Below are 17,191 nucleotides of genomic sequence, written 5' to 3' on the forward strand. Positions count from 1 at the left end.
CGCAATTCTGAACAATTGTGCCGATTTGTGCATTTCGATACAGGCGTCGGGGATAGTTCATACAGGAAAGCTAGGTCGGGTCACGAGACGCCGACGCCCTGATGCAAATCGCTCAGGACCACCTATCGTTACAGCTTTCCGTGTGTAAGGAAGCTCACGATATGCTGCGAAACATTCCACTCAGTGCCTCAGGCCGGTTACGGCTGCTCATCGGGGTAACCTTGTGCAGCCAGTTGCTGATGCCCACCTTTGCCATGGCCGACCCGGCCTATGACGCCCTGATCATCCAGGCGCGCAACGGCAACTTCACCCCCGCCCTGACTCAATTGCGCCAATTGCCTGCCGAGCGCCAGACGCCAGGCCAGATCAGCGATCACCTGGTGATCGCCGGTTGGGCCGGCCAGGATGCCGAAGTGCTGAAGGTGTACGAGGCGCAGGGTCAGAACCGCAACTTGACTGCCCAGGCGCTGGCGACGGTTGCGCGTACCTATCGCAACCAGAAGCAGTGGGCGCAGGCCGAGGCGGTCTATCGCAAGGCGCTGCTGCGTGAACCGAATAATGTCGACCTGCAATTGGGCCTGGCCCTTACCCAGGCTGACGTTGGTAAGGCCAGCGAAGCGGTGCAGCGCACCCGCGCCTTGGTGGCCGCCAAGCCCGATGACCCCAACCGGCGCATGGCGCTGGGCTACGCGCTGACTCGCGCGGGCTTGCAGTTCGATGCGCTGCATGAATTCGACCAGGCGTTTATCCGCGCCGGCGACAAACCGGAAGTGGCCCGCGAATACATCGTCGCCCTGCAAAAGGCGCGTTTACCAGAGCCTGCATTGCGCCTGTCGGCCCAGCGTCCGGGGCTTGTTGACCCCGTCACTCAGCGTCGCCTGGAAGGTGACCTGGCGGCCGAGCGCGTGCGCATGGCCGAGTTCGCCACGCGCTCCGAGAAAGAACGCTATGTCATCGCTGATCGTGCCTTGCAGGGCTACGACCAACTCCTCGCCCGCTGGACCCCGGACGCCACGGCCCATGACGACGTGCTGACCTGGCGCATCGACCGCCTGGGCGCGCTCAAGGCACGGGCCCGCACCGCTGACGTGATTCGCGAGTACGAAACCCTCAAGGCTGAGGGTGTGCAATTGCCCACCTACGCTGTGCGTTGGGTAGCGGCATCCTATCTCGACCAACGCCAGCCGGAAAAAGCCGAACCGTTGTACCGCCAGGCGCTGAGCGCCCCCGACGCCGAGCCCGATGATCGGGTCGAAGACACCACGGCGTTGTTCTACGCCTTGCAGGAAAGCGATAAAGCCGACGACGCCCGCGAAGTCGCCAACAACCTCGCCAAGAACCAAAACCCTCGGGTCGAACTCAAGGGCTTGCCTGTCGGCAACCCCAGCGATGCGTGGATGGACGCGCAACAACTGTCAGCCCAGGCCGGCGTTTTCGGCGGTGACCTGCCAGGCAGCGAGGCCGGCCTGGAAGCGCTGGTGGCAAAAGCCCCGGGCAATGTCGGCTTGCGCCTGGCCCAGGCCGACATGTACCGCGCCCGTGATTGGCCACGGCGCGCCGAAGGCCTTCTCAAGGAAACCGAAGCCCAGGCCCCGCGCGACATTGGCCTGGAAGTGAGCCAGGCCTACACCGCCATGGACTTGCAGGAGTGGCGCCAACTCGATGTGCTGACCGATGACGTGGTCGCGCGCAACCCGGACAACCGCCAGGTGCAGCGCCTCAGTCGCCTGCGCGATGTGCATGACATGGCCGAGCTACGGGTCGAGGCCTACACCGGTAAAAGCTTCGGCGGTGGCAACGACGGCGATGCGGGTGCCGTTTCGGGCAGCCGTGACTGGGGTATCGAAAGCCGCCTCTACACGCCGCCCATCGACGAAGACTGGCGCCTGTTCGCCGGTGCCGGCTATGCCCGCGCCGATTTCGAAGAGGGCACCGGCCAGCATCGTTGGCAGGTGGTCGGCGTAGAGCGGCGCACCCGCGACATGACCATTGAAGCCGAGGTGTCCAACCACTCCTACGGTGATGGCTCAAAACAAGGCGCTGCCGTGTCGATTGCCCGCGACATCAACGACAACTGGCAATACGGCGGCAGCCTTGGCTACCTCCTGTCCACCACCCCGCTGCGGGCGTTGAATGACGGCGTGACGGCCAACGGCGGCAGCGGTTTCATCCGCTGGCGTGCCAATGAAAGCCGCGAATGGAAACTGACCCTCAGCCCGTCCCATTTCAGCGATGGCAACGACCGTTTCGAAGCCTTGCTCAGCGGCCGTGAAGGCCTCTACAGCTCGTCGAAAGTGCAAGTGGACCTGGGCCTGGAAGTCGGCGCCAGCCGCAACAGCAAGGAAGACACGGTGTACTTCAACCCGAAGTCGGACTTCACCGTGTTGCCTGTCCTCAACATCAACCATGTGCTCTATCACCGCTACGAGACCCAGTGGAGTCAGCAGTTCCAGGTCGGTGCGGGTACGTATAGCCAGCGGGATTATTCCACCGGTGGCATCGGTCTGGTGGGCTACGGCCAACGCTTTCGCTGGAACGATGTCCTGGAAGCCGGCGCCAACCTGAGCCTGATCAGCCGACCTTATGACGGTGATCGCGAACGCGATCTGCGTCTGCTCGTCGACCTCACTTACCGTTTCTAGAAGAGCCTGACCATGACCGTCCTCAGCCGTTGCCTGTTGATCCTGGGCGTAATGCTGGCCAGTGCCTGCGCCCAGCAACCCGCACCCTTTACTCCACCCGCCGAGCGGCCGACCCCGACCAATGAAGCGCCGTGGCCGAAAAACCATTTCCTGGGCATTGCCTACCACGACGTCGAGGATCGCGACCCCGATCAGGCGGTGGTGGCGGTGCGTACCGAACGTTTGATCGAACAGCTGGCCTGGCTGCGCGAGAACGGCTACCAGGCGGTCAGCGTCGACCAGATCCTGGCAGCCCGCAACGGTGGGCGGCCGCTGCCACCCAAAGCCATCATGCTCAGCTTCGATGACGGTTATTCCAGCTTCTACACACGGGTGATGCCGATCCTGCGCGCCTATCACTGGCCGGCGTTGTTGGCGCCGGTGGGCTACTGGATCGATACGCCGATGGACAAACCGGTGGACTTTGCCGGCCAACCACGGCCGCGTGGAGAGTTCCTTACCTGGCAGCAGATCCGCGAAGTGTCCCAGTCGGGCCTGGTGGAAATTGCGGCGCACACCGATGCCAGCCACACCGGCATCCTCGCCAACCCCCAGGGCAACCTGGAGCCGGCGGCGACCTCGCTGCGCTTTGATCCGGCCACGGGCCGTTATGAAAGCCAAGCGCAGTTCGATGCGCGCATGCGGGCCGATGTGGCGGCGATCTCCAACAAGATCCAAAAAGTCACGGGCAAGAAACCACGGGTGTGGGTATGGCCCTACGGTGCAGCCAAGGGCACTTCGCTGGCGATCGTTGGCGAGCAGGGCTATCAAATGGCCCTGACCCTGGAAGACGGCCTCGACAGCTCCAGTGACCTGATGAACAGCCCGCGCTTCCTGGTCGCCTCTGACCCGGACGGCGAGCACTTCGCCAACAGCATCGTCGCGGCGCAAGCCAAGGCACCGCTGCGCGTGCTGCATGTGGACCTGGACAACGTCTACGACCCGGACCCGGCCCAGCAAGCCCGCAACCTCGACCAACTGGTGCAGAGGGTCGTGGACATGGGCGCGGGCACCGTGTTCCTGCAAGCCTTCGCCGACCCCAAGGGTGACGGCCTGGTGCATGAGCTGTACTTCCCCAACCGCCACTTGCCGGTACGTGCCGACTTGTTCAACCGCGTTTCCTGGCAATTGCACACCCGTGCCCATGCCGCGGTGTATGCCTGGATGCCGGTGCTCAGTTTCGCCCTCGACCCCAAGCTGCCGCGCGTGACGCGCTGGGACCCGAAAACCGGCCAGGTCGGCCTCGACCCCGACCAATACAAACGCCTGTCGCCGTTTGACCCGCAGGTGCGCAAGATCATTGGTGAGATCTATGAAGACCTGGCGCGCAACAACGCCATCGACGGTGTGCTGTACCACGACGATGCGGTGCTCAACGACTTCGAAGACGCCAGCCCGGCCGCGCTTAAGGCGTATGCCGCCAACGGCCTGCCGAATACGATCGAGGCCCTGCGTGCCGACCCGGCCGTGATGCAACGCTGGACGCGCTTCAAGAGCCGCTACCTGATCGACTTCACCAACGAGCTGACCGCCAAGGTCCGCGCCATCGGTGGGCCGCAGGTGCAGACCGCGCGCAATATCTTCGCCGAGCCGATGCTCAATCCCGGCAGCGAAGCTTGGTTCGCGCAGAACCTTGATGACTTCCTCCAGACCTACGACTGGACCGCGCCCATGGCCATGCCGTTGATGGAAGGCCAAGAGTACAAGACCTCCAACGCCTGGCTGGAGAAGCTGGTGGCGACGGTCAAGGCGCGTCCTGGCGCGATGGAGCGCACGGTATTCGAACTGCAAGCCAAAGACTGGCGCACCAAGGCCGCGCCGGATATTGACGCTAAGCAGATGGCTGAATGGATGGGTGTACTCAAGCGCCAGGGTGTCACGAGTTTCGGTTACTACCCGGACAACTTCCTGGAAAACTCCCCGGACCTGAAGACTGTGCGTCCGGCCCTTTCCAACCAATGGAACCCTTGACCATGTTCGACAGACTCCTGGCTTTATTCGTGCTGGCATTGGTATTGGGCGTGCCCCTGGGCCTGATCTTCCTGGTCACCGGGCAGTTCCTGATGGACTTTGTGTTTTTCTACCCGCTGTTCATGTCGGCGTTGTGGATCGCAGGCGGGGTTTACTTCTGGCTGCACTGGGAGCGCCACTGGCCCTGGGAAGAAGACACACCGGCACCCACGCTGGCCGGCAACCCGCTGATCTCGATCATCATCCCTTGCTACAACGAAGGGGATAACGCCGCCGACACCATCCATGCGGCGCTGGGCCAGTTGTACCCGAACATCGAAGTGATCGCGGTGAACGACGGCTCCAAGGACAACACCGCCGCCGTGCTCGACGCACTGGCACTGGAGCACCCGCGCTTGCGCGTGTTGCACCTGGCGCAGAACCAGGGCAAGGCGGTGGCCTTGCGCATGGGGGCCGTGGCCGCACGCAGCGAATACCTGGTGTGCATCGACGGCGATGCGTTGCTGGATAAAAACGCGGCGGCCTACCTGGTTGCGCCGATGCTCGATAACCCGCGCCTGGGCGCCGTGACCGGCAACCCACGGATCCGCACACGCTCGACCTTGATCGGCCGGGTGCAAGTGGGTGAGTTCTCTTCGATCATCGGCTTGATCAAGCGGACACAACGGGTGTTTGGCCGGATCTTCACGGTGTCGGGTGTGGTGGTAGCGTTCCGTAAAAAGGCGCTCGACCGTATCGACTACTGGAGCACCGACATGATCACCGAGGACATCGATGTCAGTTGGAAGCTGCAGCTTGATCACTGGAGCATCTTCTACGAGCCGCGCGCCCTGTGCTGGATCCTGATGCCCGAAACCGTCGGCGGCCTTTGGAAACAGCGCCTGCGTTGGGCCCAGGGCGGTGCCGAAGTGCTGTTCAAGAATATCCGTGGCATCTGGCAATGGCGTCACCGCTACCTGTGGCCGCTGCTGTTCGAATACTGCCTGTCCACCGGTTGGGCGTTCACGTTCCTGCTGTCGGTGATTTTCTGGGGGGTGGGCAAGTTCATTCCGCTGCCCCAGGCCATTGCCGTGGACTCCCTGATGCCGCCGGCGTTTACCGGGCTGGTACTGGCGATGGTGTGCCTGTTGCAGTTTGCCGTGAGCATCCTGATCGACCGCCGCTACGAGAAAGACCTGTGGAAAACCCTGTTCTGGACCGTGTGGTACCCGATGGTGTTCTGGCTGGTCAGTTTGTTCACCACCCTGGTCAGCTTTCCCAAGGTGCTGTTCAACCAGCACCAGAAGCGTGCGCGCTGGGTCAGCCCCGATCGCGGCATCAAACCCACTGAAGAGGAGGCGTGATCATGAAACTGGTCAGAACCCGCCAACGTACCGTGATGTGGATCATCGATGTGCTGTTGACCCTGATGGCCTGGGCCGGATTGATCTGGCTGCTGGCCCGCGGGATCGGCTCGATGCTCGACAGCCACGGTGGGCCACGGATTGAAGCGCCGATCTTTGCAGCGCTCAATACCCTGCAGATCTACCTGTGGATCGCGCTGTTCAACGCTGTGATCCTGGTCTGCTGGGCCCGCTACCAGCAACGCAAGGGGCGCAAGTTCGCCCAGCGTCGCGCGGAGGCCAAGGCCCTCACCGACAAGAACCTGAGCGAGAGCTTCAGCCTTGCTGAAGGGGACCTTGAGCAGTTGCGTCGACCTGGGGTGTTGGTGATCCATAACGACGAGGACGGCGGTGTCGCGCAAGTGACATCCCATGTCTCCCGCGATGTGGAAAAGCCGGGGCTGACACTGGTGCCTGGTAAGGACCAGTCCAAAGACGCCGGTTGAGTATTGTGACGGGCGGGCTTTGTGTCTGCCACACGCCCGCTCGTCACAGGCATAAGCTTTAAGCCCATAAATGGGATCTAAATCACAAAAAGGCCGCGAACTTTTCTGCTGTTTTCGGTACTAACTTATCTCGGCAAGAACTTGATGGCTAATTAATAGCAATCTGTTAGTTCTCCGACGAATCGCGATCAATAGTGCTGCCGCTTGTCGGATTAATACTTCCAGTTACAAGCCGTTCGCCTATTTGATTATTTTTACTTGTTATTAATCAATGAGTTGCGTGATTAACTTGCGCGAATATCCAACTAGCTCTGTTCTTTGAGTTGGCGGAAGTTCGATGTTAGTTTGCCGCCCTTTGATTTTCGACGGATCGAACATGTCTTCGTTACTGCCACGGACTCGGTTTCTGCTGTGCACTTTACTGCTCGCTTATTTGAGCCTGAACAGCGCCACGGCCGCCCCTACGCCCGGGGATCAGGACCTGATCCGCGACCGGCAGAACCGCTTGCTCGAAGAGCAGCGCCGGCGCCTCGAAGAGCTCCAGGACCTGCCGGGCAAGGGCACCCAGTCCCAGACCCCGGCCGCGCCTGCCGACACCCGTTGCTTCCCTATCAAAGACATCCAACTGAAGGGTGCCGACAGCCTGTCGGCGTCGGATCGCGTGCGCCTGCTCAAGCCCTATGTCGGCCAATGCCTGGGTGTCTCGCAGCTCAATGAGCTGCTTAAGGTCATCACTGATTTCTACATCGCCAAAGGCCGTGTCACCAGCCGCGCATACCTGCCGCAGCAGGACCTTTCCAGCGGCCACCTGCAGGTGCTGGTGGTGGAAGGCAAGCTCGAAGGCGTGAAAGGCGGCCCAGGCAGCACCGTCACCGACCGCGAACTGGCGATGGCCTTTCCCGGCAAGGTGGGTGAGCCGCTCAACCTGCGCGAAGTCGAACAACTGGTCGACCAACTCAGCCGCTTGCCGTCCAAGCAGGCGCAGATGGAGCTGACGCCCGGCAGCCAAGTGGGCGGCAGCGAAGTGGTGGTCAAGAACACCCCGCAGAAGCCCTGGCGCGCCAGCCTGTCGCGTAACAACGATGGTCAGAAAAGCACCGGCGAACAGCAATGGGGTGCTGGTCTTGAGTGGGACAGCCCCCTCGGCCTGGCCGATCAACTGATACTGCGCGGCGGCCACGACGCCATGAGTGACCACCAGAAAACCTCGAAAAACAGCATGCTCTACTACAACGTGCCATGGGGCTGGTGGAACTTCAGTTACACCTACAGCGAAAGCGACTACCGCACCCTCGGCGATGCTGATGGCTTCAAGTTCAAGCAGTCCGGCGACAGCCAGAATCATCAGCTGCGCGCCGAGCGTGTGATCCATCGTGACGATGTGAGCAAGACCTCGGTGAACGTCGGCCTCGCCCATATACGCACCAACAACTACTTGCTCGACACTCGCCTGGGCCCCAGCAGCAACCGCCTCAGTGAGTTCCAGGTCGGCATCAACCACGGGCGGCGCATCGGCAGCGCCTTCGTCAACCTCGACCTGGGTATGCAGAACGGCATCGGCGCCTTCGACGCGCAAAGCAACGACCAGGAACGCGATCGCGAGGGCAACCTCACGCCCACGCCGAACTACCGCAAATACACCGCCACGCTCAGCTACCTGCAGCCCTTCACGCTGTGGGGTGAGTCGTTCAGTTTTTCCAGCCTGGCCACCGGGCAGCGCAGTGAAGACGTGCTGTTCAGCCCCCAGCGTATCAGCCTGGGCGGGTCGGCCTCGGTACGCGGCTACAAGGACCAGCAACTCACCGGTGACAGTGGTGGCTACTGGCGCAACGACATTCGCTGGGCCCGCCCGGTGACGTGGGACTGGATGCGCCCGGCGTTCCTGGAATACGGCGCCAGTGTCGGCTACGACCAGGGTGTGATCCGCAATGACCGCTACAACGAAACGCTCCATGGGCGAGTTTCGAGCAACTCCTTGGAGCTGTTCGCCCGCGGCAAAAACGTCAGCGCCAGCGTGACATTTGCCCACTCCTTGGAACGCCCTGCGGTGATGAGCGAGCGCGAAGCGCCGATCTATTTCCGCATGGATTTTTACCTGTAATTCAACGCCCGCTGCCTTGAGATCTTGAATATGGACATTCGCCCTGCTTCTGCCCTGAAAAGCCTAACCCAGCGCGGCCTCGCACTGATTTTGGCGAATGCGCTGTTCTGGCAGCCGCTGTTGGCCCAGGCCGACGGCATTGTCGTCAGCGGCCCTGGCACCACGGTCGGCCAGGCAGGCAATGGCGTGCCGGTGGTGAACATCGCCACGCCGAACGGCAGCGGCCTGTCGCACAACCAATTCAAGGACTACAACGTCGGCCCCAACGGCGTGATCCTTAACAACGCCAGCGGGCCGGTGCAAAGCACGCAACTGGGCGGGATCATCGTCGGCAACCCGAACCTCAGGGGCGGCGCAGCGAATGTCATCCTCAACGAAGTCAAAGGCGGCAGCCCCAGCCAATTGCGCGGCTACACCGAAGTGGCGGGCCAGTCGGCCAAGGTCATCGTCGCCAACCCCTACGGCATCAGCTGCAATGGCTGCGGCTTCATCAACACCCCCAACGTCACCCTGACCACCGGCAAACCGATGATCGATCAGGCCGGGCAGCTGAAAAGCTACCAGGTCGATGGCGGCGCCGTGACCATCGACGGCCAGGGCTTGAATGCAAGCAACGTGGACCGCTTCGAAATCATCACCCGTTCGGCCAAGATCAACGCGAAGATCAACGCCCGCCAACTGACCGTGATCGCCGGCCGCAACGACGTCGATGCACAAAGCCTGAAGACCACCGCGCGCGCCGACGACGGCAGCGCCAAGCCCGAACTGGCCATCGACTCGTCGGCCCTGGGTGGCATGTATGCCGGTGCGATCAAACTGGTGGGCACCGAAGCCGGTGTGGGCGTGAAGCTCGACGGCACACTGGCCGCCAGTGGTGGCGATATTCAGCTCGACGCCAACGGCCACCTGAGCATGGCCCAGGCCGCCGCGAGCGGTGCGGTGGACATCAAGGCCGCGAGCCTGGAGACCAAGGGCGCGGTGTACGCGGGCACCACCCTCAAGGCACAGACCAAGGGCGCACTGAAAAACAGCAAGACCCTGGCCGCCCGCGACAGCATTGCCCTGGCCAGCAACGGTCAGTTGACCAACAGCGGCATCATCGAAGCCGGCGTCAACCCCGACAACACCCGCAATGCCGGTGGCGACGTCACCCTCGACAGCCAGCACCTCACCAACACCGGCACGGTGATCGCCAATCGCAACCTCACCGCCACCGCGCAAAGCCTGGATAACCAGGGCGCTACCTTGAGCGCCAAGCAGGCGCTGAACGTCACCGCCGCCAGCGTCGACAACCGCAACAAAGGTCGCCTGCTCAGCGACGGCGCACAGACCCTTAACGTCAGCGGCCTGCTGGACAACAGCCAGGGCGGCATCATCGACAGCACCGGTGCGTTCACCCTCAACGGCAATACCCTGGAAAACAGCGCCGGTAGCTTGACCGCTGGTGGGGCGATCACCCTCGATTTGATCGGCGACCTGATCAACCGCAACGGCAAGCTGGCCAGCGCCGGGCCGCTGCTGATCCAGCGCGCCGCGCACATCGATAACCAGGGCGGCAAGCTCGCCAGCCGGGGCTTGCTGACGGTATTCGCCAATAGCATCGACAACCGTAACACCGGCACCCTGGCTGCCAACGATGGCCTGGCCCTGACCACCAGCGGCCTGTTGCAAAACAGCGGCAACGGCCTGATCCACAGTGAAAACGCTGGCGTGACCATCACCGCCGGTACGCTCGACAACGACGGTGGCCGCATCGCCGCCAAAGCGGGTGATGCGCAGATCGATGCTACGGATTTCAACAACGGCAGCGGCGCGTTGTTTGCTCGGGATCGCGTGCACCTGACCGGTATGAATGTGGATAACGGCGGCGAGATCGCCGGCAACCGGATCGACGTCAGCCTGAAGGGCGCACTGACCAACCGTGGCCTGATCGAAAGCGCCACGGCCCTTGATGTCGAGACCGCCAGCCTCAACAACAGCGGGCAAATGCGCGCCTTGGGCACCAGCGGCAAGACCCGCTACGCCATCGGTGGCCTGCTCAACAACAGCGGTAGCCTGGAAACCGCCAACGACCAATTGAGCCTCGCCGCGACCCGCTTCCAGAACACCGGCGGCAAGGTGCTGCACGTGGGCACCGGCGCGCTCGACCTCAGTGGCATCAGCCTCGATGACGTGGGTGGCAGCCTGGTCACCAACGGCGACCTGACCTTCGACAAAGTCAATTGGACCAACAGCACCGCGATCCAGGCCGGGCGCCTGACCGTCAACGTGGATAACCTGCAACAGACCGCCACCGGCACACTGCTCGGCACCCGCGCCCTGGTCGGCAGCGGCAAGGACTGGACCGTGGGCGGCAGCGTCGCCAGCCAGGGCAGCCTGGATCTTTCGGTGGACAACCTGCTCAACGACCACGGCCTGATCTTCAGTGGCGGCGACCTGAACCTCAAGGTCGACCGCCTGAAAAACCTCGGCGCCACGCTCTACGCCATGGGTAACCTGCGCGTCGACCGCGACGGCCAGGGCGGCTTGGCCACCAGCATCATCAACAGCTCGGGCACCATCGAGAGCGAGCGCAACCTGGTCCTGGCCGCCAGCACGATCCAGAACATCCGAACTGTGCTCACCACCGAGTCCGGCATCTACAGCGCCTCCATCACTCCCACGGCCTGTATCTTCCGCGTAACCGGTGGCGACTGCGAAGGCGGCAAGCAAAACCGGCCGTTCCAGATTACCCAGCGTGATCACTTCATCGTCAGTGATGCCACGGCAGCGTCCAGCATCACCTCGGGCGGCAACATGCTGCTCACCGGCGGCGAGCTGCTCAACAGCAGCAGTAGCATCGGCGCCGGTGGCAACCTCACGGCTGTCGTCAACCAACTCACCAATGTCGGTGTAGTGACCCACGACACTCAGTACGATCGCATCTTCACCTCCGCCCGTGAGCGCAAGCCCGGTGCCTGGTACCGCGAAGCCGCTGCGTTCACCCAGCGCTATTCGGCCGGCCAGGACATGGGCGGCGTCGAAGCGGGCCTGGCCTCGTTCATCGGTAAGATGGAGAGCGAGCAGATCGCCCTGCGCAAGACCACCCAGTTAAGCGCGCCAGACCAAAGTTACGCCGCTGTGATCCAAGCCGGCGGCAGCGTGGATGTGAAGGCCCAGGCCGGCATCGACAACAGCGTCGTGCGAGGTGGCTACACCTACGTCGGCAGCGGCGCCAACACCCATGCGCCGGGCTACTCGACCCTGGTCAGCCTCAACCCGCAACTGCCACCGGACGTGGCCCAGCAACAGGTCAACCCGCTGGGCCTGCCCGGCTTCGACCTGCCCAGCGGCCAGAACGGCCTGTTCCACCTCAACGACAGCGATGGCGCCAAAGGCCTGCCCACCAGCCAGTTCGCGGCCAGCCCGCATAAATACCTGATCGAAACCAACCCGCTGTTCACGGATATGCGTCAGTTCCTGGGCTCGGACTACATGCTGACCAAGCTCGGCTATGACCCCGACACCGCGCAAAAGCGCCTGGGTGATGGTTTCTACGAACAGCGCCTGATCCAGCAAGCCGTACTCGCCCGCACCGGCCAGCGCTTCATCGACGGCCAGACCAGCGACGCCGACCTGTTCAAGCACCTGATGGACAACGCCATCAGCAGCAAAAGCGCCCTGAATTTGTCCGTAGGCGTGAGCCTCACCGCCGAACAAGTCGCCGCCCTGACCCACGATATCGTGTGGCTGGAAAACGCCACCGTCGCCGGCCAGCAAGTGCTGGTGCCGGTGCTGTACCTGGCCCAGGCGAACAACCGCCTGGCACCCAATGGGGCGCTGATTTCCGGCAGCGACGTCAACTTGATCACCGGCAGCAACCTCAATAACGCCGGCACCCTGCGTGCCACCGGCAACCTGCTGGCGAACGTCGGCGGCAACCTCACCAACAGTGGGTTGATGGAAGCCGGTGGTCGCCTCGACCTGCTCAGCGGCAACAACCTGACCAACCGCGCAGGCGGTGTGATCAGCGCGGGCAACGTCAACCTCGCCGCTGGCGCCGACCTGCTCAACGAACGCAGCGTCACCACCCACGAAAGCGCCAGCAGTTACCGCACCGAACGCAGCGACTTCGTCGACAGCGCCGCGCGCATCGAATCGGCCAACGATTTGGTCATGCAGGCGGACGGCAACGTCAACAACATCGGTGGCGTGCTCAAGAGCGGTGCCGACACCACGGTCAAGGCCGTGGGCGACGTGAACATCACCGCCTCGAAAACCCTCGACAGCGGCGCCATCGGCAACCGCTCCAGCTTCACCACCATCGCCCAACAGGGCTCCGTGGTCGACGCTGGCCGCGACCTGCATGTGATTGGCGGGCGCGATATCAGCGCCGTGGCCAGCCAGGTCGAGGCCAAGCGCGACGTCAACCTGATTGCCACCCGCGACCTCAACGCCGTTGCGGCGGCCAACGAGCAGCACTCCACGGGCAACACGAAAAAGGTCAAGAGCATCGAAGACCACGTGCAGCAAGTGTCCAGCGTGATCAAGGCCGGCGGCGACGCCAACCTGAGCGCCGGGCAGAACCTGCAACTGGTGGCCAGCCAGGTCAATGCCGGCAACGAGGCGTACCTGGTCTCCGGCAAAAACCTCGAGCTCAAAGCCGCCGAAAACCAGGACTACAGCTTCTACAGCAAGACCAAGAAAACCTCCCAGGGCAAAAAATTCCGCCTGGATGAAACCGATGTGGTGAACAACGTCGGCAGCCTCGTCAGCGCCGGCAAAAACAGCACCGTCGTGGCGGGTGAAAACCTGCTGCTGGCCGGCAGTGCCGTCACCGCTGAAAAAGGCGCCACGCAACTGGCGGCCGGCCAGGACGTGAGCATCCTCGCCGCTACTAACTCAGACAGCGCCCGTCACGAACGCAAGGAAAGCAAAAGCAGCTGGGGCGGGCTCAAGTCGAGCAAGGTCCAGGACAAAGTCGACGAAAAACGCACCACCGCCATGGGCAGCATGGTCTCCGGCGAAACCGTCACCGTCGCCGCCAAGCGCGACGCCACGGTCACCGGTTCCAACCTGGTCAGCACCGGCGACCTCGCCGTCCAGGCCGGCCGCGACCTGACCATCGACGCGGCGCAAAACACCTTCGCCCGCACCGACATGCACAAGGAAAAAAATCGCGACCTCACCGGCGTGCTGACCGGCAACAAGCTCGGTCTGGATGACATGACCGGCAACCAGAAGCTGTACATCAACAGCTCGAAGCACAACGGCACAGCCAATGAAATGACCTTGACCGGCAGCACTATTGGCTCGAGTGCGGGCAATGTGTCGTTGACCGCTGGGCGTGAGTTGAAGGTGGTGGCCAGTGATCTGGTGAGCACCAAGAACATGGAGTTGAGTGGGGCGAATGTCACCGTTACCTCGGGGATGGAGACGGCCAGTCAGACCAGTAAGGACAGTTCCAAGAGCTTGGCGGTTGGGCGGGTGATCGCGGGCTCGGTGGTGGACACCGCCACCAGCATGCGCGATGCCGTCAAAGCGGCCCGTAGTGCTGATGACCCACGACTCAAGGCAGTCAAAATCGCCCAGGCAGCCCTCGCCGCCTACAACCTGAACGGCCAGGCTTCGGACGCCAATGCGCAAAGCTCCGGCTTCAAAAACAAAACCGGCGGCACGCCCGGCAACGGTTCGCTGATCAAAATCGGCACCGAACTGGCCAATAACCGCAGCAAAAACAGCAGCGAATTCAACAGCGTCACCGCCAAGCAGAGCACGCTCAACGCAGGGCAAGACTTGTCGATCGTTGCCAAGGGCGCAGCGGCGGGTACTCAGGGTGATATCCAGATCACCGGCAGCAGCTTGAAAGCCGCCAACACCTTGTTGTTAGCCAAAAACGATGTGTTGATGCAAAGCGCACAAAACACCACCGACCGCAAAAACGAAGGGTCGAAAAATAAAACCGCTATTGGCGCCAGCTTCAATATTGGCGAGCAAAACGGCTTCACCCTCGACCTCGGAGCGCAGGGTGCCAAGAACAATGGCAACGGTAACTCCGTCACTCAGGTCAATAGCACCCTCGATACGGGCAGCCTGTTGTTACAAAGCGGTGGCGATACCACCCTCAAAGGCGCCCAGGTTCGTGCGGACCGTATCAAGGCAGATATTGGCGGCAACCTTAATATCATCTCCCTACAGGACACCGAGTCGTCGCGCAGCAAACAAAGCAGCGCAGGCTTCGGCGCCAGTATCTGCGTCCCGCCGTTCTGCTACGGCTCTACCGTAGCGGGCTCGGCGAACCTTGCCGCCGCCAATATGAACAGCGACTACAAGGGCGTGACCGACCAGAGCGGTTTGTATGCGGGCACGGGCGGCTACGACATCAATGTCGGCAAGAACACCACCCTGCAAGGCGCGGTGATTGCCAGTGAAGCGTCAGCTGATAAGAACCGGCTTAGCACTGACCGCCTGATCGTCAGCGACATCAAGAATGTCAGCGAAATCAAAAGTCAGTCTGCCGGTATTTCGGCGTCTTCCAGCAGCACCAGCGGTGCCTCGATGGGCGGCAGCATCCCGATAGCGCTCAAGGAAAAAGACCATAGCTACACCCGTAGCGCGGTCAGCGAAGGCACGATTGTGGTTCGCAGTGCTGAAGGCGCCAATGACCTGGTGGGGCTGAACCGTGACACCGCCAATGCCAATCAGAAACTTGACCGGCCTGATGAAAAGGCCATGCAAGAGCGTATTGACCTGATCCAAAGCTCGGCGCAGTTGGCCAGTGGGGTGATCAGTGCGGTGGGCAAAGCCAAGGCGGATGAGGCGAAAGCACTGGCCGATAAAGCCAAAACCCAAACCGAAACCGGTTCGCCGGATGCCGCTGGAACGGTGCTCGCAGCGAATGCCGCTTATGCGGAAGCCAAGCGCTGGCAGGTTGGTGGCGACAAGAAGTTAATGGCAGACATTGCGACCGGGTTGATTGCGGCAGGGCTGGGTGGTGCACCTGTGGGAACGACGGTGGGTATTGTCGCTAACACGGCCTCCAGCGATATCTTCAATAAAATTGGTGATTACTCCCACTCACGTGCGACTGATCCGAAGGCAGATGCGGCCACTCGGGCAGCTTGGGCTGAAGGCGGTGCGGCGCGTGTGATGTTGCACGCGCTGGCAGGCGCGGCTATGGGGTTGTCCAGTGGCAGTGTGCAGAGCGGAGCGTTGGGTGCGGGAGCTTCTGCGGCCTTGATGCCTAGCATTGCGGATGCACTGGGTAAAAATGGTATCAGGGGATCGGAACAGGAGACGTTGGCTGCGTTGGTCGCCCTCGGTGTGGGCGCCTCTGTGGGCGGTAGCGGCACCGCTGCGGGTGCGGTAGTTGCTGGGAGTACGGCAACAGCCGTCGAGCAATACAACCGTCAAGCGCACCCTACGGAAGCGCGTTTAATACAAAAAGAAGCCGATAAGTTAGCGGCGGAAGCGGGAATTTCCCCTGCTGAAGCAGAAAGGCGCATGGCCGCAGCGCTGGCGTCCTATACCGATAAAACGTGGAAAGCTACGATCGAAAAAGCTGGTGAGAGTCAGTTTGACCCCCTCACTCTGAAACACTTGGGTGAAGCGCTGGCTCCCTTGGCGTCTATCTACGAGAACAGCGCGATGTATCCCGAGGGGACCCGTCGCACTTACAGCGCCGACGAAACTGTTAACTTGCTGAAAAATTTCAGTTCGACACACGCCAGTGAGTACAGAGACGGCAACGTTAACATCAGCTATTTGGGTGACCCCGATACCTATAAGAGCGCCGGGCTGGTGGATTACTACAAAGCCAACCTCGATTATCGAGACAAGGTGCCCTCTGCTGGTGGCGCTCAAGGCAGCGGAGCAGGCCTGGGGCGGAGCGTTTTGGAGATGGCTCAGGGTATGAGCTCACTGTTCAAGATTGCCTTTGGCGGTAATTCATTGGAGGAGGCGAACAAACTGATCGATCCCTTCGTCGAGCCGTCTTCCGACATGGTGGGTGAATGGATAACTCGCAACGGCGGCCAGGGTTTGGTGTTTGGCCTGCAAGGTAATACCTACGAGCAATATGCAAAGAACACCAAGCTCGGCGCCGATTTACTACTGATGGGCATGCCGGGTAGCGCGAGCCAGGCCGGTAAAGTGGAGCAAGTCGCAAAGGTCGCGGAAGCGGCGAAAGCAGAAGGTAAACTGGCGCAGCAACTCCACGATCTAGAGTCGGTACTACCTCCAGAAAAGCCGACAGGTTACAGCGTAGCGTTTGAAACTGCCTTGAACCCGGCCGATTTCGGTCGCAGCCGAGACGTGCATTTCAATAGGTCCAATGCTGCGTTGGACAACGCGTTGAGCATGGACTCTGCGTTTGCGCAAATGATGGAGACACTGATCCCGAATATTAAATCGTCGGTTTCAAAAGTCGGAGGGCGGCAAACACCTTCTGGCTGGACATGGGAGCATGCGTCGTCGTCGACTGCTTTCAATCAGGAAGGAATCATGCGATTAGTACCGACCGCCCAACACACACCTGGTTCTCCTTGGTGGCGCGTACTGCATCCCGATGCGGGGGCTGCGGGTGGATATTCTGAATGGGCAATTCCAAGAGGCGCCCCAAAAAATTAGGTG

General features: G+C 61.7%; 6 protein-coding genes. All 6 read left to right on the plus strand.

The features are described 5' to 3' along the window. Window positions 1–161 precede the first annotated feature (161 nt). Window positions 162–2,642, plus strand: a complete 2,481-nt coding sequence (gene pgaA / locus ACI512_RS03855) for a poly-beta-1,6 N-acetyl-D-glucosamine export porin PgaA (protein WP_236379482.1) — start codon at window positions 162–164, stop codon at window positions 2,640–2,642. Between the two features lie 12 nt (window positions 2,643–2,654). After that, on the plus strand, window positions 2,655–4,652 hold the full coding sequence (gene pgaB / locus ACI512_RS03860) for a poly-beta-1,6-N-acetyl-D-glucosamine N-deacetylase PgaB (protein ID WP_236379483.1): 1,998 nt from the start codon (window positions 2,655–2,657) through the stop codon (window positions 4,650–4,652). Window positions 4,653–4,654: 2 nt separating this feature from the next. Beyond that, entirely contained in the window at window positions 4,655–5,995 is a 1,341-nt protein-coding gene (gene pgaC / locus ACI512_RS03865) for a poly-beta-1,6-N-acetyl-D-glucosamine synthase (protein WP_012721584.1), read from the plus strand. Between the two features lie 2 nt (window positions 5,996–5,997). Further along, window positions 5,998–6,480, plus strand: coding sequence for a poly-beta-1,6-N-acetyl-D-glucosamine biosynthesis protein PgaD (gene pgaD, locus ACI512_RS03870; RefSeq protein ID WP_236379484.1), 483 nt, complete (start codon window positions 5,998–6,000; stop codon window positions 6,478–6,480). Window positions 6,481–6,856: 376 nt separating this feature from the next. After that, window positions 6,857–8,581, plus strand: coding sequence for a ShlB/FhaC/HecB family hemolysin secretion/activation protein (locus tag ACI512_RS03875; RefSeq protein WP_231808979.1), 1,725 nt, complete (start codon window positions 6,857–6,859; stop codon window positions 8,579–8,581). Between the two features lie 30 nt (window positions 8,582–8,611). Then, window positions 8,612–17,188, plus strand: a complete 8,577-nt coding sequence (locus ACI512_RS03880; protein ID WP_405121618.1) for a hemagglutinin repeat-containing protein — start codon at window positions 8,612–8,614, stop codon at window positions 17,186–17,188. Window positions 17,189–17,191 lie beyond the last annotated feature (3 nt).

It is taken from the genome of Pseudomonas petroselini (assembly GCF_045037875.1).
Lineage (GTDB): Bacteria > Pseudomonadota > Gammaproteobacteria > Pseudomonadales > Pseudomonadaceae > Aquipseudomonas > Aquipseudomonas petroselini.